The organism is Acidipila sp. EB88, from assembly GCF_003858395.1.
Taxonomy (GTDB): Bacteria; Acidobacteriota; Terriglobia; order Terriglobales; family Acidobacteriaceae; genus EB88.
This window is the reverse complement of record NZ_QWEV01000005.1, coordinates 3,221,055-3,243,467: the sequence shown is the minus strand read 5'-3', so window position 1 is coordinate 3,243,467 and position 22,413 is coordinate 3,221,055. Positions and strand designations below refer to the sequence as shown.

The window sequence follows — 22,413 nt, the reverse complement described above, 5'->3', positions numbered from 1 at the left end:
ACAGGAGCTTTGGGCTTGATGTGGGGGTGGTAGACTCCCGTCACCTATGCCGAAGCTCGCGAGCTCCCTCCTGCTGTTCCCTGTTGGAATGATTTTCCTCTCTGCCGCGCACGCTGCATTGGGGGCAGACTGTGCTTCGCTGGCGAAGGCCGCGTTGCCCGGGACGACGATCCAATCCGCGGAAATGGTCACTGCCGGGACGCTGAAGACGCCGGATGGCGAGGATCTGACGGGGCTGCCGGCATTTTGCCGGGTGCGTGGGATGCTGCGGCCGAGCGAGGATTCAGCGATCCGCTTTGAAGTGTGGATGCCGGCCAACGATTGGAACCATCGCCTGCTGGGCACGGGCAACGGCGGATTCGCGGGCTCGATTTATTACGGGCAGATGGCGGGCGTGCTGAAGCGCGGATTCGCCACGGCCGGCACCGACACGGGGCATCAGGCCGAAGCGGAAGACGCGAGCTGGGCGTACCGGCACCCGGAGAAGGTCAAGGACTTCGGGTACCGCGGGCTGCACCTGACAACCGAGACGGCGAAGGCGATGGTGAACCGGTTCTACGGGCAGAGCGAGCAGAAGGCGTACTTTGACGGCTGCTCGGATGGCGGACGCGAGGCGCTGATGGAGGCGCAGCGGTATCCCGCAGATTATGACGGGATCCTGGCCGGCGCTCCGGCGAACGACTGGTCGCACATGCTGTCGGCGGGGCTGGACGTGAGCCGGACGGTGAACTCGGACCCGGCCGGGTATATCTCGTCGTTGAAGCTGCCGGCGATCACGCGGGCGGTGCTGGCGCACTGCGACGCGCAGGACGGGTTGAAGGATGGAATCCTGAACGACCCGCGCACGTGCGCGTTCAAGCCGGAGACGCTGTTGTGCACCGGAGAGGACTCGCTGGAGTGCCTGACGGCTCCGCAGGTGCGATCGCTCAAGAAACTGTATGCGGGCGGCTCGGACAGCAAGGGCAGGCTGTTGTTCCCCGGGCAGATGCCGGGGGATGAAGCGGGTGCGTGGAAGGACTGGATCACGGGTTCAGGCCCGGGCGTGAGCAATTATGTGCAGGGCTATTTCCGTTACATGGTCGAGAGCGACCCGAGCTGGAACGCGCTGACGGCAGACCTGGACACCGCGGCCGCAAAGGCCGAGACCGAGACAGCCGAGGCGCTGGACGCGACCAATCCTGACCTGGCAGCGTTTGTGAAGCGCGGGGGCAAGCTGATCCTTTACCACGGCTGGAACGACCCGGCGATTTCGCCGCTCAACACCATCCACTACTACGGGCAGGTACAGCAGGCGACGGCCGGGGTCGATGCGGCGGTGCGGCTGTACATGGCGCCGGGCATGACGCACTGCGTGGGCGGACCGGGTCCGAGCGCACTGGGGCAGTTGGGAATCCAGACAACCGGGAGTGAGCCGTGGGGGCTGTTTGCGGCGCTCGAGGGCTGGGTCGAAAGCGGCACCAGACCCGGAGCGGTGATCGCGACCAAGTACGGACCGGAGAAGAAGCCGGTTATGACGCGACCGGTTTGCCCGTTCCCGCAGGAAGCGCGATACCAGGGTTCGGGCGATCCTGACAGTGCGGGCAGCTTTGCGTGTGGAGCGGCGGAGGCGGGGCGCTAGTTTGCGCGGGCGCGCCCGCGCAGGGGGGGCGTTGGCTCACTCGATCCGCTGACCACGCAGTTGCAGGAGGAGTGCTTCCCTCCTGGCACGACCGGCTTCCGGAACCGAGCGCAGCGCTGGGCGTGCCCGGTGGTGTAAAGCGAGTCACCTCTTTTCATTTGCAACCTTTGCTGTAACGTTTTCTGTGGGCTGCGGTGCCCGTGGGGTACCCGTACAATAGACCCCAGTCCTTGGCACCGTTGCACGCGAACAATCAACGGCCGAGCCTACCTGGCGTAATAGACCACGGCACCTGGCCCCATTCCGAATGTTCTTCGGCCACGACGCTCTTCTGGATGGATCTTTCGGCGTCAGCATAAACTCCGCGCTGTACGCCCAGGTTCAGGACTTCGCGCGTGCCATGGTGTCTGGCAACTTCGCAGTTCAAGGTAAGATTCGGCCAGCCTGCTGGCATAGTTGGCCCACTTGGCGGCCGGCTTCTTATGGTGCTTGTTTTCCGTGCTCACTCCAGCGCGAAAAACAGGTGAAGTAAGCAGCAGGAATACTTCGCAATGCGAAGTATTCCTGCTGCTGCCAGCTCTTATGCCCTGCCGCGCGCAGAGCCGCTCGTTGCATCGATTTGCATCACGTACTCACCCCCACAGATGAAGGTTGACACTTCATTCACCTGCATAGGATTATGCTCCCGCATCCCGATGGACGCCGAGTCCGTCGAGAACTGTCAGCAGCCCCTGATCAAAGATCTCTGCTGCAGTCCATACAAACGAGCTGATGGCTCACTCGCAAACAAAGCGAGGGGTACATACGGCCACAACCCTGTTCAATCCCAGTGCGCAGGGAAACATCACCACCCTTCTTGAGAGAGGTCCGACATCATGTTCTTCAGCAGAAAGCGCGTCACTTTCAGTATTCCTGGTGCTGGGCTCGCAACTGCCAGCCTGTTTGTGCTGGGAGCAGCTACAGTTTCGTGTGTTCCCTCAACAGCGTGGGCACAGGTCGATCAAGGCAGCATCAGCGGCACCGTACGTGATCCAAGCGGCGCGGGCGTCCCGGGCGCCAAGATTACGGTCATCAATCCCGCCACCGGATTCACCATCACGCTTGCCACCGACAGCAGCGGCAACTACACGGTGAGCCCGCTTAAACTGGGCGGCTACAACGTCAAGGTCGAGGCGCAGGGCTTCGGTCCCACCACGCAGGAGAACGTTGTCGTCAACGTGGCATCCACTACCACGGCAGACCTGACGGTCGGCGTGGCCGGCAGCCAGCAGAATGTTGTGGTCACCTCGGCGCCCCCGGCGCTGCAGACAGAAGAGGCCTCGACGGGCCAGGTAGTCTCGGCGCAAACCATCAACAACACGCCGCTCAATGGCCGCAACTTCACCTTTATCGCGCAGCTTTCGGCAGGCGTCACGCCTTCCGAGCAGGGTTCGCGTGGCGCACAAAAGGGCGACTTTTCAGCGAACGGACAGCGTTCCGAGCAGAACAACTTCATCCTGGACGGCGTGGACAACAACGCCAGCCTGGTGGACTTCCTCAACGGCGCAAGCTTCGTGATCAAGCCGCCACCGGACGCCCTGCAGGAGTTCAAGGTGCAGACCGGGGACTACACGGCGGAGTTGGGCCACTCGGCCGGCGCGGTGCTCAACGTGGCCACCAAGAGCGGCACCAACCAGATCCACGGCGATCTGTGGGAGTACTTCCGCAACGACGTGCTGAACGACCGCGACTTCTTCCAGGCAGCCAAGCCCAAGTACCGGCAGAACCAGTTCGGCGCCACACTCGGCGGCCCCATCCTGAAGGACAAGCTGTTCTTCTTCGGCGACGCGGAAGCGAACCGCATCATCTTCGGGCAGACCCAGGTGTACACGGTACCGACACTTGCCGAGCGCACCGGCGACTTCTCGGACCTGCTCGATGCGGCCAACAACGGGCGCGGCCAGGCCATCACGCTGTACCAGCCCGGCGGCCCGACCCGCGCCACCCAGTCCGCCTCGAGCCCCATCCTTGCCAACAACTACCTGGCGTACAACGGCCGGCAGAACGTCATCAATCCCGCGGCGATCAACCCCGTCGCGCAGGCACTGCTGAACCAGGAACCCGCGCCCAACCGCGGGACGGCAGCCAACACCATCAACAACTACACCTTCCAGGGCAATGCCAGCGATAACACCACGCAGTACGATGGTCGCCTGGACTACAACCGCAGCGCGAAGGATCAGCTCTTCGCCCGTTACAGTTACAGCAACGAGCCGGTCACGCTCACGCCGCCCTTCGGCATCCTCGATGGCGGCGGCTTTGGCGGCTCGGGCAACACGGTTGTAGAAGGACGCAACTTCACCTTCTCGGAGACCCACGTTTTCAGTCCCTCGCTCGTGAACGAGTTCCGCGTGGGTTATAACTGGATCGCCGCGGCGTATATCCCTCCAAACGCGGGTACCAACCTCTCGGCTCAGTTTGGGCTGGGTGGAATCCCGTTTGAAGAGGGCAATGGCGGACTGCCCAACATCAACTTCGGCACGAGTGGCGTCTCCACAATCGGTTCCTCGCAGTACGAACCGACGCACGAATACGAGAATGTGATCCAGATCCTGGACAATGTATCCAAGCAGATCGGCAATCATTCCATCCGCTTCGGCGTGAACATCGAGCGCATCCGCGTGCAGACGCAGCAGCCGGTGGATCCCAAGGGAACGTTCAACTTCACCGCGAAATTCACCCAGGACCCGCTCAACACGAGCAACACGGGATACGGGGCAGCGGACTTCCTGCAGAACTACATGGATACCGCTTCGGTTGCCAACATCTTCACCGCGCACAACCAGCGGTTCTACGAGGGCTACTACTTCCAGGACAACTGGAAGGCCACGCCGAACCTGACCTTGAATCTTGGTTTGCGCTATGAGTACGTTGAGCCGATCAAGGATCTCAACGGAGCCCAAGCGAACTTTGTGCCGAACTATGCAAACGGCACGGGCGTTTACCTGATTCCGACCAAGTCGCAAGCCAACTTCCCACTGACGCCCGCGTTCCTGAATGGCATCGCGACCAACAATGTGAGCGTGCAGTACACCAACAACGAGTACCTGGTTACCCCGGCACACCTCAACTTCTCACCACGCATCGGCATCACGTACCAGGTGAATCCAAAGACGGTGCTGCGTTCCGGCTTCGGCATCTTCTTCGGCGGTCTTGAGAGCGTCGGGTACTCACCGAGCCTGTCGCAGAACTTCCCCTTCCAGTTCGACAGCAACTTCACCTCCGGCACCACGTGCGTGCCCGGCAACTGCGCCACCAACGGGCTGTCGCTGCAGACAGGCTTCGCCCAAGCGCTCAACGTAGGCCTAGCCAACTTTGTCACGCTGCCCTCACCCCACGGCTACCAGACCGACACCCAAACCCCGTACAGCGAGCAATTCAACCTCACCGTACAGCGTTCCCTGTCGGACACCACCACCGTAACGGCGGCTTATGTCGGAGCCCTGTCGCGCCACCTGCAGGTCAATCCCGACGTCAACATGCCTGCGGGCGCCGTACCGGCCGGGCAGAACGAGCAACAGTACCGCCCCTTCCCCACGGCTTTTGGCGGCGGCAGCGTGGTCATCGACAAGGGCACGTCCAACTACAACTCGGCGCAGGTCACGGTAGAGCGCCAGTTGCGTAACGGGCTTTCGTTCCTGACTGCCTATACCTGGTCGCATTCGCTCGATGACGCCCCGATCCTGCTGGGCGGCACCGGGGGCGGTGGCTATCGCAACTGGCGCGCTCTAGGCCTGGGCTTTGACTATGGCAACTCCCTGATCGATACGCGCCAGCGCCTCGTGCTGAACGGCCAGTATGAGCTGCCCTTCGGCCACGGCAAGAAGTACCTGAACAAGAGTGGCCTGCTGAACGAGGTTGCCGGCGGCTGGTCCACGGCGCTGGTATTCCGCGTCCAGACCGGGCAGCCGGTCAACATCTACGCCAACAACAACGCCGGCGGCACGGGAACAGCCGAGCCTTACCTGCTGTTTAATCCCTTCCACACGGGGGGCACGCCCACCTCGTCCAACGCGGTCTGCGCAACCGCTACCCACACGCTGGCCACCTGGTTTAACCCCTGCGCCTTCGCCAACCCGGCGCAGGCTACCTCCACCGGCGACCTTGCGTCCTACGGACCTCCTGGCCGCCTCACGGTTGCGGGCCCCGGCTACAATCGCACCGATCTCTCGATCTTCAAGAGCTTCGGGATCTTCCGCGAAACCAACGTGCAGTTCCGCACGGATGTCTTCAACCTGTGGAACACGCCTGCGTACGGCCAGCCCGGAAACACCACGGGTGGCGGCTTTGGGCAGATCGTGAGCGAGCGGTTTGGCTCCACCGGCGGGCAGTACTCGGCAACCGCCGGGGAAAGCCCGGATGCGCGCGTAATCCAGTTCGCACTCAAGTACGTGTTCTAGAACACAGCCGGGTGGTGAGGCGCCCTGCCTTCGCCACCCGGGTCTCACCTGGCCAGACCACCGTTGAAGCTACCTGGCTTCTTCCGGATCCACGATGCGGGCCTCCGCACGGAACAGGTGATACCGCGTGAAAACCACATCATTCAAATAGCTCTGCACTGGAATCACAGCGCCGAGCCCTATATCCACGGGGTACCGGGTCAAGGCCACGGTATGCAGCGGAACGATGTAGGCGCGGCTGCCCAGAATCACAGACCCGTATTCCACGGCAATGCCGACCGACGGCTCCGTGAACTTGAGCGGCTCAGTAACGAGCGAGATGCGCAGGATGCTGCCGGTGCGGGCGTCCACGGCGATCTCACCGTGATACCCGGGATAGCTCTGGCGCCTGAAGTCGCCATCCTGCACCGCGACCAGGTAGTGGGCTTTGCCACGAGGCACCTGGTAGCGAAAGACGGCGACGTCGGCATCGCCTGATCTCTGCCAGGAGTCCAGCAGGATGGAGCCCTGCGTGGCATCGCCGACAACCGTGGTGAGCAGCGGGCCGAATTCGCCGCTGGTGGTGTAGCCGGAGGAGCCGGGTGGGCTGGGCTCATCCGTGGGCACCTCTTCGCCATCCTGGTAGGCGACGGCGGCGTGGGACTGGCCCGTGAAGTTCTGCGGGAGCACGTCGAGTCCGAGGAAGCCACTGGCCGAGGCATTGAGGGCTGCGGCGCGGGCCTGCTTGGCAAGGGCGTCGAAGGGTGTCTGGTAGTGCAGGGTCCGGCGCACCGCGAGAAGGTTGGGAAGGTTGTGGCTGGCCTGGCTGGCGTAACTGAAGGCGGCGGCCAGCAGCTTTGCGCTGTCGGTAAAGCCGAACGGCGCGGCCGCGCGCTCGGACGCAGGCAGTGGTTGAAACGCGGATGCGTCGGCAAGAAGCATGAGCAGTTGCCGGGTGCGCGGACCGGGCGAGGACGTCTGCCAGGAGGCGAGGTGCCCGGGGGCGACACGCTCGGAGAGGGTGAGGTTGGCGAGCTGCGCGGAAAGCTTGTCATCAGAAAGTCGGTGGTCGGCCACAAGCCGCTGATCGAGCTGGGCGACAGTGACAGACTCGGCCGCCTGCGCGAGTGAGGGCAGGCACACACTACACAAAGCCAAGACCAGGTGTGAGCGCATGCCCGCGATTATAGGAGGAATTCTTGTTGGGCGGGGTCGGTTTAGATCGCTGGCGGCGATGCCGGGGCTGATCGGGTCGCGGCCTGGGCGGGGTGTGTTTGGTAACGGTTGCGGTTGCATACGTGCGCGGTTGCACTCGACCCTTGCTGTGATTCTAAGTACACAGTGTCGCTGCCGTATCGTGTGGGTGCTTTTGCCGCGCTATTCGCGGATGTGGAGTTACCGCTTTCCTGAGGCCAGGCCAGGCGGCAAGGGTGCTTCGAGCTGGATGGTTTCGCCCGTGATGGGATGGGGAAATTTCAAGAACTGGGCGTGCAGGTAATAGCCTCCGTCGCCCGGGAGGCCGGGAAGATGGGCAAGCGGCTGGCCGGTAGGGTCGTACAACGGATCGCCTACCAGCGGATGGCCGATGGATGCCAGATGGATCCTGATTTGATGCGGCCGTCCCGAACCGAGGCTTACCTTGAAGGTCGTGGTGCTTGTGTCGCGCGCGATCACTTTGGCTAAGGACCTGGAGGGCTTGCCACCCGGGCTTGCCGCCCATACGGAGCCGATACGAGGGTGCGGCACAAGGCCGATGGGCGTGAGGATCTCGTAGGCGTCCTGCTGTGCCGTGCCCTGCGCCAGCGCGCGGTAGGTTTTTTCAATGCTGGGGGTGTTCCAGTTCGCGGTCAGGTAGGCGGCCGCCTGCGAGGTCCGTGCGAAAAGCACGATGCCGGTGGTAGCTCGGCCCAGGCGATGGAGCGGGTTTGCGCCTGGGAACTGCGTTTGTACCAGCCGCAGGAGGGTGTTCTCCATGAAGCCGCCGCCGGGAAGCGTGGGCAGCCCGCTGGGTTTGCTGACGGCCAGCAGGTGGGCATCCTCGAACAGCACTTCGAACTGCCGAGGAGCGTCCGGTTCAATCCAGGGTGGGCGGTTCCAGACAAGAGACTGGCCAAGTGTGACCGACTCGCGTCCCGTGGCGATGACGCCGTCGAGGGTAACTTCGCGATTCTCGAGGTTGCGTTGCCAGGCCTGCTCGGTAGAGTGGGAATAAAGGCTCGCCAAGTGGGAGAGCAGGACCTGCCCATGGTTCTTGCTGCTGATGGTTGAGGTATAGGCATAGCCCTGGTTGAGCATGTGGTTCGAGTGTAAGCGATGCAGTTTGCGGCAGGAGTTTCGGGCAATTACCGGGTTCTCGGGTTCGATGGAGGTGTTGTTCAGTCTCTCTGCGCGGAGGGCGATGCGAACGCCGCACCGCGCTGTGAACGTGCGGGCAAGCCGGCCACGCGGGAGCGCTGCGTCCCGCGTGGCCGAAAATTGACGAGTTACAGAACCGGGTGAAGGCCACTCACAGGACTTGCCTGCTCCAGAAGCGAAGCGACGTGGAGAATGGTGGACTCAGCGTACCAACTCCCAACGATCTGCACGTTGATCGGCATGCCGTCCTTGCTGGTGCCGAAGCGCATGGACACCCCCGGAAGCCCCGTTACATTCAGGGGCACGGTCGCTGCCTGCATGCGCGTGGCGCTCACCGTCTGGCCGTTGATCACGAATTCGGCCTGGCCGTGCGGATAGGCCGGCAGCGGCAGCACCGGGGTGAGCAACGCGTCGTACTGCTGGAAGTACTCGGCATAGCCATCCTTCAAGCGTTCAGCCGCCTGCTCGGCCTCGACGTAGTCCTCGATCGACGTGTCAGGGAGTGAGAGCATGTATCTCGCCATTTTGTAGATCTCGTCGTCGCTCCGGCCGGCGATGGCCTCTTCAAAGGCTGGCTTCATCTCCATGACATGCAGGCGATTGAACACATCGAGGGCGAAGTCGCGCTCGAGCGCGGGGATGCGCACCGGCTCGACAACATGGCCCAGGCCCTTGAGTGCCTCGGCTGCCGCGGCAACTGTGTTGGCAACCTCGGAGTCGATGGGACCGAATCCCGGCTCGACCAGCCAACCGATGCGGAGCGGCCGTGCTGGTACGGCCGCTGCACGGACATCGAACGGGATCGCGCTGGAGGCGTAGCCATCCAGGCCATCCAGCCCAGCCAGTTGCGAGAAGGCGAGCGCAAGGTCGCGTATGCTGCGCGCCATGGGACCGACGTGCCAGAAACGGCGTGGTACCCGCGGCCAGATGCCGGTCATCGGCACGCGGCCGTGGGTCGCCTTGAGAGACACGATCCCGGTCTGCGCGGCTGGCCCGCGCACCGAGATAGCAAGGTCTGTACCAAGACCGAGGGGAGACATACCCGCGGCGATGGCCGCGGACTCACCGCCGCTGGAGCCCCCCGGGGTGCGGGCCAGGTTCCATGGGTTGTTGGTGCGGCCGGTGAGCAGGTTGTCGCTTTCGATCCAGTAGGAAAACTCGGGAAGGTTGGTCTTGCCCAGCAGGATTCCTCCCGCCTTCTTCATGCGGGCGACGCTGGTCGCGTCCGCGTCAGGCATGCGTCCTTTGAAGACAGGCGAACCACGCTGCGTCAGCACGTTCGCCGTGTCGATCGAATCCTTGACCGTGAACGGCACACCGTGCAGCGGGCCAAGCACATCGCCTCGCAGTACCGCTGCCTCGGCTGCCCTGGCAGAGGCGAGTGTGTGGTCGGCGAGTGTGACGATGGCATTGACCTGCGGGTTCACAGCCTCGATGCGGTCGAGGTGCGCCTGCATGACTTCGACTGGAGAAACCTCGCGGTTGCGGACCAGCTCCGCGAGACCGATTGCGTCGGTGTAGATCAATTCAGTGTTCATGATTTTCGCTGTCCCTACCTGCCATTAGGCAGGCTACATATGTAGGACGCTACCTGCCACATGGTAGATTCATAATTGTTGAAGATCTTGGACGTAGTTCATCCGCCCCCAGGAGGTTGCGAACGCCCCGTTGAGCCAGAATGCAAAAGAAGAAATTATGGTTGCGGCAAGAACGGTCGCGCAGGCTCACGGCTATGCGGGGCTGAACTTTCGCGACCTTGCGGAGATGGTCGGGATCAAAGCGGCCAGCATCTACTATCACTTCCCCAGCAAGGCCGTGCTGGCTGCGGCGGTAGCGCAACGCTACTGGCAGGACGCCGAGGCTTTTCTCGACGGGCTGTTGAAGAACACGCCGGATCCCGTGGATGCCCTTCGCCGCTACCCCGAGACGTTTCGCTGGGCGCTTGAAAACGGCAACCGCATGTGTCTCTGCAGTTTCATGGGCGCAGAGTCCGATGATCTCCCCGAGGCGGTTCGCAAGGAAGTGCAAATGTTCGCGGAGGTGAATGTCGCCTGGTTGAGCAAGGCCCTGCGCGCCGCTAAAGTGGTGAGCGCAAGAGAAAGCCCACGACGGGCGCGTGCCATTTATGCCGCGGTTACAGGAGCGCAACTGATGGCAAGGACGCGTGCGGACATCCATCTCTATGACGAACTGATCGACAACTACCGTGCGGCTGGTCTGCTTCCGAAGTAACCGTCCGGCCGATGCGCACTGCTTTGTGTGCTGCGTGGTGTCCCTGCAAGCCCAAGCAGCGCAACTACGAGGAAGCAGGGTTCGCAAAGCCGCGAAGCGGGAGTGAAACAGCAGCGAACGAAACCTCGCTTCACCTCATCGTCGGCCTAGTTGGGTGTGGGCCGGTCCAGCGCGTCGATGACCAGCACACGCGCGTTGCCGCGGGTCGCCGTGAGCCGAAGACCTGCCTGCTCGTGAAGCGCTGTGCGGAGATCGGGGAGTGCCGCAGCATTGTCCGATGCGGTCTGCATCGTGTTGCTCCAGTGGAGCGTGAAATCAAAGCGCTGCTCCCCGAGATGGGTGTCGTCGACCACCGGGCGCTCCAACAGGAAGCCCAGCGTTTTTGAGAAGTTTGCCATGGTGACGTTTGTCTCCTGGAGATTGCCATAGCCAGTCATGGTGTCATCCGGAAGATCGTCTTTCATTGGGATACTGGGCTTGATACGAAGACCTCCCTTGTCAACCGTGAGGGAGTAGACAGGCAGCTCGCGCGTCTCGTCATGCGCCTTGAGGTGAAAGCGTTCCGCAAGAATAGCGCGAGTCAACTGTTTCCACTGCGCCAACGTGGGAGTCGCGCCACCAGCGATCACGATATGGATGTCGAATCGGTCGGTCTGCGCCCACTTAGGAACGGCGATGACTTGATCGTTTTGCAGGTCGTACACGATGGTGAGCAGTCGTGCGACCGGCAGGTTTTCGATGAAGGCGCGGTGCCCATTATCCTCTGTGTGGAAGCCACTGTTGATGGCATCGGGCGCGGTCGGGTTGATCGTGGCAGCTTCAACCTCGGGCAGCGGCGCGGACGCCGGCGTTTGAGCGGAGGCTGCCATGCTTGAAGCTGCTAACAGGACCACAAGGGGCAAGCGTTTCATTTCTGTCGTCCAGGATGGGAGAAGTGTGTGAGTTGGCCCCAGCCGCATCAAGCGCCAGAGCTACGGCTGGCTCGCTCCCCTGCAACCGCTGCACCCGGCCTGCACAATCGTTTGATCCTGCACTGCCTTGAGGTAGTTGCCGAAGCCGACCACCAGTGTTGAGCCGATCAGCAGTGCCAGTCCGCAGGCCACGAGGCTCTTGGTGCGCAGGCTCGTGCCCACCCACTCCTTCAAAAAGATTCCCCAGAGCGTGGCAAAGATGATGATCGAGGCCATGTGCAATGTCCAGGAAGAAAAGTCGTACCTGCCCATCTTGGTCTGGCCAAGCGAGTAGAAGAAGAACTGCAGGTACCAGATCAACCCGGCAAGGCTCGCAAAGCCATAGTTCTGCAGCAGGACCTTGGGAGCGATGCGCTGGGCAAGCTCGCGTGGATCTACATTCATCAGGGTGTAACCCGTCAGCTGGGCAGCGCGCATGGGGTTGCGGCCGGGCTGGCCGGCAAACTGGGCGAACGATCGGTTTCGCAGGATCAGGATCACGGACCAGACCAGGTTCGTTGCAAAGCCACCCCAGAGCACAACCACGAGCACCGGCAGGTTCTGCCACAGGTCCATGCGGCCCTCGGCCACAAGGCGCTGTCTGGCAACGGCGGCAATGGGGGCGCCGGCCTGCAGGGCGAACGCGAAGAAAGCACTCATGATGCCTGCGAATACGGCGACGCTCAGCCCACGCACCAGCGAGAAATCCAGCTCCCCGCTCTCGAGCCGCTCCTCCGGCGAGACCTCGCGCTCCTTGACCCAGCCGGCTACCCCGTTGACTACCACGGCCAGCAGGCAGATGGCGATGCCTGCAAGGATGACCTGGCCGGAGCGCTCGTGAGCGATCACGCTGATCTGTCCCGAGTACACGGGCGGAATAAGCGTGCCGAACGCGGTGCAGAGACCGAGGGAGATGGAGTAGCCGAGCGCGATGCCCAGATAACGAACCGAGAGCCCGAACGTCAGGCCGCCCACACCCCACATGGCGCCGAACAACATCGCGTAGCGAATAGATGCGGGGGGAGAGGCACGCAGCACATCGAACAGGTGGGGAACGAAAATCGCGGCGATCACAAGGGGCGCTACGACCCAGGCAGCCACGCCCTGCACCAGCCAGTAGATCTCCCAGGACCAGCGCTTGATTCCCCTGAAGGGAATGAAGTTTGTTGCAGAAGCAAAGCCACCCATCCAGTGGTAAAGAATACCTATCAACGGATTCGGTCCCACAAACCCTCTGCGATCAGCGAAGTCATTTAACAGTGGTGATCACTGTACCGGAAGCATGCAGCGTCTGGGAACAAAGCCCCGGCGGACGGCGCTTCGAGAGGCGGCGTTGGTGTTTGCTTCGGCTGCATTGGTCTGCGGCTGCGGCCGGTGGAGCCGCGGGCAATGCGCCCAGGTGTGGTGTTGCAGGAGCGGACAAGAAAGTCGTAGCACCATCCGTGTACCATTGCACGTCTGAGGCATGGCACTCGAGACGAACCTGTTTCGCCGGGCCACGCCGCAGATAAGCCGGGAAGATATTCCCTATTGAAACGCTGTGCCACGGCACGCTCTTCGACTTGGAGGCATTCTGCAGGTTGCACTGTTCATCACCTGTTACAACGACACATTGTTTCCGGAATGTGGCAAGTCGGTGGTGCGTGTGCTGGAGCGGCTTGGACACACTGTGGAGTTCCCTGCCGGGCAGACGTGTTGTGGTCAGATGCACGCGAACACCGGCTACCGGGATGAGGCGCTGCCGCTGGTGGCGCGGTTTGTGGAGCAGTTCGCACACGCCGAAGCGGTGGTGATTCCTTCTTCAAGCTGCGTCACCACGATTCGCGAACAGTACCCGTCGATGGCGACGGAACTGGAAGAGAGGGGTGGGCATGCGGGGCTGAGCAGGGCGGTCCACGACCTGCTGCCACGGGTGTTCGAGTTCTCCGAGTTCCTGACTAAACGGCTGGGCCTGGCTGATGTCGGGGCATACTACCCGCATCGCGTGACGTACCACGCAAGCTGCCACGGCCTGCGGGCGCTTGGGCTTGGCGACGGGCCGGTCGACCTGCTGCGGGCCGTGGGCGGAATCGAGCTTGTGACGCTGCCCAACGTGGAGCGCTGCTGCGGATTCGGAGGCACCTTCGCCGTGAAGAATGCGGCGGTCTCGGGCGCGATGCTCGCCGAAAAAGTGCGCGATGTGCAGAACACGGGCGCCGAGATCTGCTGCGCATGCGACAACAGTTGCCTGATGCATATCGGGGGTGCGCTGCACCGGCAAAGCACCGGCATCCGCACCGTGCACCTTGCCGAGATCCTGGCAGCCGAGGAAGGCGACCCGGTATGAGCGGTGGCAGAATGCTGGACCCACGCACGGCAAGACCGTTCCCGATCGTGGCTGCCGAGGCGGTGCGCGATACACAGATGCGCGGGAACGTGCGTCATGCCACGGAGGTGATCCAGAACAAGCGCGCCAGGGTCGTGGCGGAGCGCGGCGACTGGCAGGCCTTGCGTGAAGCTGGGAAGCGCCTGCGCGAGCACGCGATCCGAAACATGGACGCGTACCTGCTCGAGTTTGAGCGCAACTGCACGCGGGCGGGCGGTACGGTGCACTGGGCCCGCGATGCTGCCGAGGCACAAGCGATCGTGGTGAAGCTGGCCAGCGAAGCCGTGGGTGCGTCTGCCGGGACACCAACCGCCGGCCGACCCGCGCCGGGTGAAGTCATCAAGATCAAATCGATGACGACCGAAGAAATCCACTTGAACGGCGCGCTCGAAGCTGCGGGCATTCGCCCGTACGAGACCGATCTGGCCGAACTGATCATCCAACTCGGACAGGACCAGCCATCGCACATCGTGGTGCCGGCGTTGCACAAGAACCGCCAGCAGATCCGCGAGATTTTTCGCCGCGAGATGCAGCTGCCGGAACTGGGTGAGACGCCGCAGGAGCTTGCCGAAGCAGCGCGGCAGTTTCTGCGGGAGAAGTTTCTGCGGGTTGAGACAGCCATCAGCGGCGCGAATTTCCTGATCGCCGAGACCGGTGGCGTGTGCGTGGTCGAGAGCGAAGGCAATGGACGCATGTGCCTGACGCTGCCCAAAACATTGATCACGATCGCCGGCATAGACAAGGTCGTGGCACGCTTTCGCGATCTCGAAGTGCTGGTGCAGACGCTGCCGCGCAGTGCCACCGGCGAGCGCATGAATCCTTACAACTCGATCTGGACCGGGGTGCGACCCGGCGATGGTCCGCAGAACTTTCACGTAGTGCTGCTCGACAATGGAAGAACCGACGTGCTGGCTGACGAGCCAGCACGCCAGACGCTTCACTGCATCCGATGCGGGGCATGCCAGAATGCGTGCCCGGTGTATCGCGAGACAGGTGGGCACGCGTACGGCAGCGTCTATGCCGGTCCCATTGGCGCCATTCTCACGCCGCAGTTGCTTGGTATGCAGCATGCGCAGAGCCTGCCTTACGCAAGCTCGCTGTGTGGCGCGTGCTACGAGGTTTGCCCGGTCAAGATCAACATCCCGGAAGTGCTGATTCATCTTCGCAGCCGGGTGGTGAAAGAGCAGGCTGCCAGCATCAGCGGCCGGTTGCACCCGGAGGCGCTGGCAATGCGCGCTGCGGCGAGTGTCTTTCGCAGCGAGCGGCGGTTTCGCGCGGCACAGCGCGCGGGGCGCATGGCCATGAAGACGATGGCACGCGATGATGGCGCGGGACAGCCGTGGATTCGTTCCCTGCCCGGCTACCTGGGTGGATGGACCAGCGTGCGCGATCTCAAGGCGATGCCGAAGCAGACGTTTCGTGAGTGGTGGGAACAGCGCCCGCATCGCACGGCGGACGGGCAGGATCGCAACAAGCCAGGCGTCCCGGATCATCCGACGGGTACGACGAAGCAGCCACCCGCAAGCGTGGAGTCAGCATGAACGCGGATGCCCGCAGCGTTGTGCTTGGTCGCATCCGCGCTGCCCTCAACGATCACCCGCAGGCGGACGCGGCACAGCTCAACGCTGAATGGCTGGCGCTGCCGCGGGACTATAACCAGCAAGGTCACCTGACTGAAGCAGAGAGGCTCGACCTCCTTGAGGATCGCCTGCACGACTATGGAGCCGAGGTAACGCGCGTCGCCGGGCACGAAGTAGCGGCGGCAATCGCCGCGGTGCTCGCGATGCGTGGCAACAGACCCACGCTCATGCCGCAGGGATTTCCTGCAGAGTGGACGCCTGAAAATGCTGCTTTGACGATGGACGACACATTCTCGACGCGCGAGCTGGATCGATTCCAAGGCGTGGTCACGGGAGCGACTGCAGCGATTGCGGAGACGGGCTCGCTGGTTCTGCAGGATGTGGCTGGGCAGGGCCGGCGCGCCGGCACGCTCATCCCCGACTTTCACCTTTGCGTGGTGCGCGCGGAGGACGTGGTAGAGAACGTGCCGCAGGCATTCGCCCGGCTGGCCGCAACGCCAACACTGCCTACCACCTTCGTCTCCGGCCCATCGGCCACCGCGGACATTGAGATGACCAGGATCAAGGGCGTGCATGGTCCGCGCTTTCTGCACGTGCTGCTTGTTGATGGATAGCCCTGAGCGATTTGGGCAATGAATCGTTACAGATGCTGTTTTCGTTCGTCGATGCTAAGTGGAAAGGGTGAGAAGAATGACCGCCAACAATGGAGCAAGCGCTGGTACCCGCGAGCAGGTGTGGGCGGCGCTGGATACGTTTCGCATCGAGATACCCTCCTGGGGTTTCGCGAACACCGGAACACGCTTCGGCAAGTTCATCCAGCTGGGAGCCGCGACCAGTATCGCGGACAAGTTTGCAGATGCCGGCGAGGTGCACCGTTTGACGGGTGCAAGCCCCACGGTCGCATTGCACGTGCTCTGGGATCTGCCAAACGGTGCCAGCGATGTGCAGTCGATCCGCGAATTGGAAGCTCGCCACGGGGTGCGTGCCGGCTCCATCAATCCAAACCTCTTCCAGTCGCAAGAGTATAAGTTCGGCTCGCTGGCGAACCCGAGCGCAGAGATCCGACGCAAGGCGACCGATCACCTGGTGGAGTCGGTGGAGATCAGCCGCGCACTCGGCTCACGCGATGTCTCCATCTGGGTGGCCGATGGCTCCAACTATCCAGGTTCGCAGTCGATGCGCAAGCGCATTGCGTGGATCGAAGAAGCGCTGCAGGCGGCGCACGAAGCTACCAACGCAGAGCAGCGCCTGCTGATCGAGTACAAACCGTTCGAGCCTGCTGCTTATCATATGGACATTGCAGACTGGGGCATGGCGTATCACTTTGCCCGCTCCGCAGGTCCGCGCGCAGCGGTGCTGGTCGACACGGGTCATCACTACCAGGGCACCAACATTGAACAGATCGTTGCATGGCTTCTGCATCTGAATGCGCTTGGCGGCTTCCACTTCAACGATCGCAAGTATGCCGACGATGACCTGACGCTCGGCTCGATCGATCCTTACCAGGTGTTTCGCATCTTTCACGAGATGTTGAGCGCGCCTCCCAAAGCGAGCCGCGACGTGGCCTACATGATCGACCAGAGCCACAACCTGAAGGGCAAGATGGAGGCCATGGTGCAGAGCATCCTCGCCGCGCAGGAGCTTTATGCGAAGGCAGTGCTGGTGGACAGGGCCATGCTGGATCGACTGCAGGATCAAGGACGCATCGTCGAGGCGGAGGAGTGTTTTCGCGCTGCTTTCTGGACGGATGTGCGCCCGCTTGTGCGGGAGTGGCGCGCGGCGAGAAACCTTCCCGCGGACCCGCTTCGAACGCTTGCGGAAAGCGGGTATGTGCAGCGGACGGAACAGCAGCGAGGCGCTGCGAACCAGCGCTCGGTTACCTCCTATGCCTAAGGGGAGAACACTTCTCCTCGCAGGCGCAGAAGTCCGCTTCAAGCCATATCGTTGCCGCCATGGAACGCTGGTGCAGGCAGAGGCTGCGTTGTCATGGCATCGCGATGCTGCCGCTTTCAGCTCCTCGTGATGCGTGGCGCAGCTTGCTACATACACACACAAGCACGCTTGCTCGATGAGCCGGGCGTGTGGAAGGATGAACCGGGATTGCCTGGAAAGGAACAAAACGCACCATGGCAGAGTTACAGAGCAAAGAGAAGTTGAGCTTTCTTGAAGACAGGTGGGACGAAGCCGTCGCATCCAAACTGGACGAGCCTGAGTTGCTGCGCTACCGGTCGAACCTCCTTGGGTCCGACCTGCGCATTACCAACTTCGGCGGTGGCAATACCAGTTCAAAACTTGAGCAGAAGGATCCGGTGGGCGGCAAACCGGTGACGGTGCTTTGGGTTAAGGGATCGGGTGGCGATATCGGATCCATCAAGCGTTCGGGTTTCGCGACGCTTTACCTCGATCGCCTGCTCTCGCTTGAAGCCCAGTACCAGGGCGTCGCGGAAGAAGATGCGATGGTGGCGCTGTACCCGCTGGTGACGTTCAACAACAATCCCACCGCAGCCTCGATCGACACGCCCCTGCATGGTTTTCTGCCCTTCCCGCATGTGGATCACCTGCACCCAGACTGGGGCATCGCGCTTGCCGCCTCGGCCAACGGCAAGCAGAAGATGGAAGAGTTCAACACGGAGTTCGGACACAAGCTCGCATGGCTGCCTTGGCAGCGGCCCGGCTTCGAGCTGGGCATGATGCTGCGCAGGATTGTGCAGGAGACCCCAGGCTGCGACGGCGTGGTGCTTGGCGGCCATGGACTGTTTACGTGGGGCGAGACCCAGCGCGAGTGCTACCTGAACACCATCACGATCATCGATCAGATCGGCCAGTTCATCAGCCGGCACGGGAAGCGCGACGCGCACAAAGCCTTTGGAGGTTCGCGCGCGGAGAGCCGCGCGGATCGCAGGCAGGTGGCAACTGACGTGATGCCCTCGCTGCGCGGCGCAGTCTCGCGCAAACAGCGCTGGATCGGCAGTTTCACAGACACACCGGCGGTGCTTGAGTTTGTAAACTCCGAACATGCCGAGCGGTTGGCGCACCTGGGCACCAGCTGCCCTGACCACTTCATTCGCACCAAGATCCGCCCCATGTTTTTGAAGTGGGACCCGAGCGGCGATGCGAAGGAAATTCCTGCACTGATCGAGATCGCACTCGAAACGTACCGTGCCCAGTATGCGGAGTACTACACGAAGCACGCGCTGCCGGATTCGCCGAAGCAGCGGGATGCAAGTCCCACGGTGGTGCTGCTTCCCGGCGTCGGTATGTTCACCTTCGGCAAGAACAAGACGGAAGCCCGCTTAACGGGTGAGTTCTATACCAACGCGATTGGTGTGATGGGTGGCGCGGGCGCGCTTGGCGGTGGGGTGCCATGCGCAGAGATTCCGCAGGCCGGCCCTGCCGCGAGCCCGGACCAGTTCACCGTGTATGAGAATTATGTCGCACTGCCGCCGAGCGAAGCGTTCCGCATCGAGTACTGGGCGCTGGAGGAAGCGAAGATCCGCCGGCAGCCTGCCGAGAAACAACTGAGCCGGCAGGTGGCGCTGATTGTGGGCGGTGGCTCGGGCATTGGCCGCGAAACAGCGTTGCTCGCAGCCGAGCGGGGCGCACATGTGATGGTCGCTGATCGTGATGTGGCCGGTGCACAAGCGGTGGCGGAAGAGTGCGCTGCCATCGTCGGCAAGGAAGCGGTGAGCTTTACCTCCATCGATATTCGCGACCGCGCCGCTATCCAGCAGGCGCTTGCGGCCACGATCCAGGCTTTCGGTGGCGTGGACATCGTGATCAACACCGCGGCAGTGTTCCCGTCTTCGCCAGACGGAATTATCTCCGACGAGCAGTGGGCGATGACGCTGGATATCAACGTCACCAGCAACTTCAAGCTGGCCGAGGAGACAGGCAGGCTGCTGAAGAAGCAGGCGCTGCCGGCGTCGATGGTGTTGACCAGCTCAGCGAACGCGGTTGTGGCCAAGCGTGGCAGCGAGGCATACGACGTGTCCAAGGCGGCATTGAGCCACCTGGTGCGCGAGCTTGCCGTGGGCATGGCTCCGCTGGTACGCGTCAACGGTATCAGCCCTGCAACGGTGGTGAAAGGCTCGACGATGTTTCCGCGCGATCGCGTGAAAGCGTCGTTGTCCAAATACAACATTCCATTTGCCGAGTCGGACGATGATGAGCAGCTGCGCGACGCACTGGCGATGTTCTATGCGCAGCGCACCCTGACGCACGTGCCCATTGATCCCAGGGATAACGCGGAGGCAATCCTGTTCCTCGCGGGACCCCTGGCGCGTGTCACCACGGGCCACATTATCCCCGTGGATGGTGGACTGATCGAGGCGCAGCTTCGGTGAGCGCACACGCCGCGAGCCAAGCAACCGCAGACCGGCGGGGATTGATCGCGGTTGACCTGGGAGCAGAGAGTTGCCGCGTCTCCCTGCTTCAATGGGTCGATGGAGAGCCGCACATGCGGCTCGTCCATCGCTTCGCGAACGGCCCTGTACCCGCGCTCGATGGCTCTTTACGCTGGCCTCTCGAGAGAATCCTTGAGGGTGTCGACGCTGGTGTGCGCATCGCGGCAGCGCTTGCGCCCGTAGGGATCCGTTCCATTGCGGTGGATGGCTGGGCGGTCGACTATGTGCGGCTCGAAGAAGACGGGCGATTGCCCGAGGATCCCTACTGCTACCGCGATCTGCGCAATGTCGCTGCGGCGACTGCACTGCATGCCCAGATTGCGCCGGGCCGGATTCGCGAGATTACGGGAACTGAACAGCAGCCGATCAACACGCTCTACCAGCTCTATGCAGACAGGCTGAGTGGCAGGGCCCCGGCGCGCTGGCTCAACCTGCCCGAGTACCTTCTGCATCGCTGGGGTGCCGAGCCGGTTGCGGAGTACACCAATGCTTCCCATACCCAGTTGATCGATCTATCAAGCCGGCGCTGGAGCGAGGAACTTTTCGACGCTGCTGGACTGGACGAAACCAAAGCAGCAAGGATCGTTCCGGCCGGCACGCTGCTGGGCAAACTTTCCGGCGCGCTGGCAAGCGTTCCGGAACTGAGCGATACCGACCTGGTCGCACCGGCCTGCCATGACACCGCCTCTGCCATTGCCGGGATCTCGGAGGCCGGTGAGGACTGGGCTTACATCAGTTGCGGCACCTGGTCGCTGGTCGGCGCAGTGATTGCTGCGCCATTGAATTCTGCCGCGGTGCGTGCGGACAACTTCACCAATCTAGGCGCGGTTGGTGGCCGGTGCTGCTTCCACAAAGGGATCAATGGCATGTGGGTGTTGAAGCAGTGCATGGACCACTGGGCGCAGGAAGGCGAACCCTGGGACATCGGTGCGCTGGTTGAAGCCGCGGCATGCGAGCACCCTCCCGAAGGCCTGCTGTCCATTGATGATCCGGAGTTGATGCGCATGGGCCGGATGCCCGAGCGCATCGCCGCGCAATGCATCGCGCACGGACTCCCGCTGTTATCGCAGCAAAGCAAGGACGCGCCGAAGATGGTCTCGCTCATCCTCCACAGTCTCGCGGCGCAATACGCACACGTGATCGAACGGGTCCGTATCCACACCGGGAAAAAGCTCGAGCGGGTAGTGATGGTGGGCGGTGGTGCGCAGAATGCTTTGCTGCGACAGTTAACATCTGAGACCACCCGGGCCGAGATCATTACTGGCCCGCAGGAAAGCTCCACGGTGGGCAACTTGGCGGTGCAGTGTGCACTCCGCGATGGAGCCACACCGGCAAGCCCGGATGAGTTTGCGCGCGCCGTCCGCTTCTGGGCGAGCCGCATCGCCCATGTTGAACCCCGCGCTGCTGCACATCGCATGTCTCACGCGTAATTGTCTTGCTCGCGGCACCGCGCGGCATCACCGGTGGAGAAGACGGCGCTTCCCTGCTGTCACGCTTACAACTGGCTGGGAGTCTTTGCGTGCCAGCGATACGCTGCTTTTGAGTTGCGGAAGAAGAACTTCTCCTGTGCGTCGCCGTGCTGCGTGGACACGTACTGTTTCACCAGTCCGAGCGTCGCGTCAAAGCTCGCGACATGATCGCTATTGGGCCAGTCGCTGCCGAACATCAGCTTGTCCGGCCCGAACGCACTCCACAGCCGATCCAGGCGCTTGCGGTACACAGCGGGGTCGAGCACGGGTTGTCCCTTGGCCTGCTCAGGAATTTCCGACAGCTTGGCGAACGTATGCGGGGCTTTTCCCAGCTGTGCGACGAGGTCTGCGGCTCGTCTTTGTTCCTGCGCGGTGCTGGGCTGCTCCAAATGGGGCAGGTGGTCGATCACGACGGTAAGGGTAGGTTCTTTCTCCACTACTTTGAGCAGGGCTGCAAGCAGCGGCAGGTCGGGGTTTGCGCTCTCAAGAACCAGCTTCGCCTCAGAAAGTTGCCGCATGGCTGTCCAGAACAGCGGCGAGTCGGTGTCTGCGCTGAGGCTCCGATTCCACAGGTTGCCGTGCCGTACACCGAGGAAGAGTGGGTTCATACGCAGACGATCAAGCTGCGCATCGAAGTCCGGCGCAGTGGGCACGATGTCGCCGATCATGCCGACCATGATTGGCGACGAGGCAACGACCCCGAGCAGCCAATCATTGTCGCTCACCAGTGGACTGGCCTCGATTGCGATGGCACCGACTACGCCCAAGGACTGCGCCATTGCCTCGTAGCGTGCCGGGAGCGTGGGCTCGTCGATCAGGTCCCCGGGGAGCGGCCAGGGGATCCCGCCGGGCCGTGTGGGATCGAAAAGGTGCACGTGGGTGTCAACGATGCGCCCGGAGTAGGTACCCGAAGTTGCCGCATGCAGGGGCCTGCTCGCGAGCGTGCCGAGTGCTGCACACGACGCGAACAAGCCTCGCTCTACAAAACGCCTGCGATTCAACATGCCTCCCTTCTCTTCCGCA

Annotated in this window: 15 protein-coding genes; 9 read left to right on the top strand and 6 right to left on the bottom strand. The window is 62.5% G+C overall.

Annotated elements, in window-relative coordinates; all coding sequences use genetic code 11:
* The first annotated feature begins 88 nt into the window (after positions 1 to 88).
* Both D1Y84_RS13695 and D1Y84_RS18720 read left to right on the top strand, forming a co-directional pair.
* The gene (locus D1Y84_RS13695; RefSeq protein ID WP_233581416.1) at positions 89 to 1,618 is read left to right on the top strand and encodes a tannase/feruloyl esterase family alpha/beta hydrolase; all 1,530 of its coding nucleotides are present in this window, start codon (positions 89 to 91) and stop codon (positions 1,616 to 1,618) included.
* 875 nt (positions 1,619 to 2,493) lie between these two features.
* The gene (locus tag D1Y84_RS18720) at positions 2,494 to 6,057 is read left to right on the top strand and encodes a TonB-dependent receptor (RefSeq protein ID WP_124849186.1); all 3,564 of its coding nucleotides are present in this window, start codon (positions 2,494 to 2,496) and stop codon (positions 6,055 to 6,057) included.
* Positions 6,058 to 6,126: 69 nt separating this feature from the next.
* Here the strand turns inward: D1Y84_RS18720 and D1Y84_RS13685 are convergent, their stop codons facing one another.
* The 3 genes from D1Y84_RS13685 to D1Y84_RS13675 all read right to left on the bottom strand — a co-directional run bounded on the left by D1Y84_RS13685 (position 6,127) and on the right by D1Y84_RS13675 (position 9,929).
* Entirely contained in the window at positions 6,127 to 7,179 is a 1,053-nt protein-coding gene (locus tag D1Y84_RS13685) for a hypothetical protein (protein ID WP_124849185.1), read from the bottom strand.
* Positions 7,180 to 7,431: 252 nt separating this feature from the next.
* The gene (locus tag D1Y84_RS13680) at positions 7,432 to 8,331 is read right to left on the bottom strand and encodes an RluA family pseudouridine synthase (RefSeq protein WP_124849184.1); all 900 of its coding nucleotides are present in this window, start codon (positions 8,329 to 8,331) and stop codon (positions 7,432 to 7,434) included.
* A gap of 188 nt (positions 8,332 to 8,519) precedes the next feature.
* Entirely contained in the window at positions 8,520 to 9,929 is a 1,410-nt protein-coding gene (locus D1Y84_RS13675; RefSeq protein WP_124849183.1) for an amidase, read from the bottom strand.
* Between the two features lie 157 nt (positions 9,930 to 10,086).
* On the opposite strand from D1Y84_RS13675, the gene D1Y84_RS13670 reads away from it, so the two are divergent.
* Positions 10,087 to 10,623 carry a TetR/AcrR family transcriptional regulator gene (locus D1Y84_RS13670; protein WP_124849182.1) on the top strand — a complete coding sequence of 179 codons (537 nt, stop codon included), beginning with the start codon at positions 10,087 to 10,089 and terminating at the stop codon, positions 10,621 to 10,623.
* Between the two features lie 146 nt (positions 10,624 to 10,769).
* On the opposite strand, the gene D1Y84_RS13665 is transcribed toward D1Y84_RS13670, so the two are convergent.
* Positions 10,770 to 11,492 carry a TIGR03435 family protein gene (locus D1Y84_RS13665; RefSeq protein ID WP_158615486.1) on the bottom strand — a complete coding sequence of 241 codons (723 nt, stop codon included), beginning with the start codon at positions 11,490 to 11,492 and terminating at the stop codon, positions 10,770 to 10,772.
* 102 nt (positions 11,493 to 11,594) lie between these two features.
* On the bottom strand, positions 11,595 to 12,800 hold the full coding sequence (locus tag D1Y84_RS13660; RefSeq protein WP_124849180.1) for an L-rhamnose/proton symporter RhaT: 1,206 nt from the start codon (positions 12,798 to 12,800) through the stop codon (positions 11,595 to 11,597).
* A 346-nt stretch (positions 12,801 to 13,146) separates the two neighbouring features.
* Here D1Y84_RS13660 and D1Y84_RS13655 point away from each other — a divergent pair, with 346 nt between their 5' ends.
* The 6 genes from D1Y84_RS13655 to D1Y84_RS13630 all read left to right on the top strand — a co-directional run bounded on the left by D1Y84_RS13655 (position 13,147) and on the right by D1Y84_RS13630 (position 21,351).
* On the top strand, positions 13,147 to 13,899 hold the full coding sequence (locus D1Y84_RS13655) for a (Fe-S)-binding protein (RefSeq protein ID WP_124850153.1): 753 nt from the start codon (positions 13,147 to 13,149) through the stop codon (positions 13,897 to 13,899).
* Positions 13,896 to 15,479 (top strand): LutB/LldF family L-lactate oxidation iron-sulfur protein, encoded by a 1,584-nt coding sequence (locus tag D1Y84_RS13650; RefSeq protein WP_233581415.1) that lies wholly within the window; start codon positions 13,896 to 13,898, stop codon positions 15,477 to 15,479. The genes D1Y84_RS13655 and D1Y84_RS13650 overlap by 4 nt, the downstream gene beginning before the upstream one ends.
* Entirely contained in the window at positions 15,476 to 16,132 is a 657-nt protein-coding gene (locus D1Y84_RS13645) for an LUD domain-containing protein (protein WP_124849179.1), read from the top strand. Before D1Y84_RS13650 ends, D1Y84_RS13645 begins: the two co-directional genes overlap by 4 nt.
* A gap of 76 nt (positions 16,133 to 16,208) precedes the next feature.
* The gene (locus tag D1Y84_RS13640) at positions 16,209 to 17,411 is read left to right on the top strand and encodes a TIM barrel protein (protein ID WP_124849178.1); all 1,203 of its coding nucleotides are present in this window, start codon (positions 16,209 to 16,211) and stop codon (positions 17,409 to 17,411) included.
* Between the two features lie 233 nt (positions 17,412 to 17,644).
* Positions 17,645 to 19,861 carry a bifunctional rhamnulose-1-phosphate aldolase/short-chain dehydrogenase gene (locus D1Y84_RS13635; RefSeq protein ID WP_124849177.1) on the top strand — a complete coding sequence of 739 codons (2,217 nt, stop codon included), beginning with the start codon at positions 17,645 to 17,647 and terminating at the stop codon, positions 19,859 to 19,861.
* Positions 19,858 to 21,351: a rhamnulokinase family protein gene (locus D1Y84_RS13630; protein ID WP_124849176.1), complete on the top strand. Its 1,494-nt coding sequence runs from the start codon at positions 19,858 to 19,860 to the stop codon at positions 21,349 to 21,351. The genes D1Y84_RS13635 and D1Y84_RS13630 overlap by 4 nt, the downstream gene beginning before the upstream one ends.
* Before the next feature lie 65 nt (positions 21,352 to 21,416).
* Here the strand turns inward: D1Y84_RS13630 and D1Y84_RS13625 are convergent, their stop codons facing one another.
* A complete protein-coding gene (locus D1Y84_RS13625; protein WP_124849175.1) occupies positions 21,417 to 22,394 on the bottom strand; it encodes an amidohydrolase in 978 nt (325 codons plus the stop codon).
* Between the last annotated feature and the right edge of the window lie 19 nt (positions 22,395 to 22,413).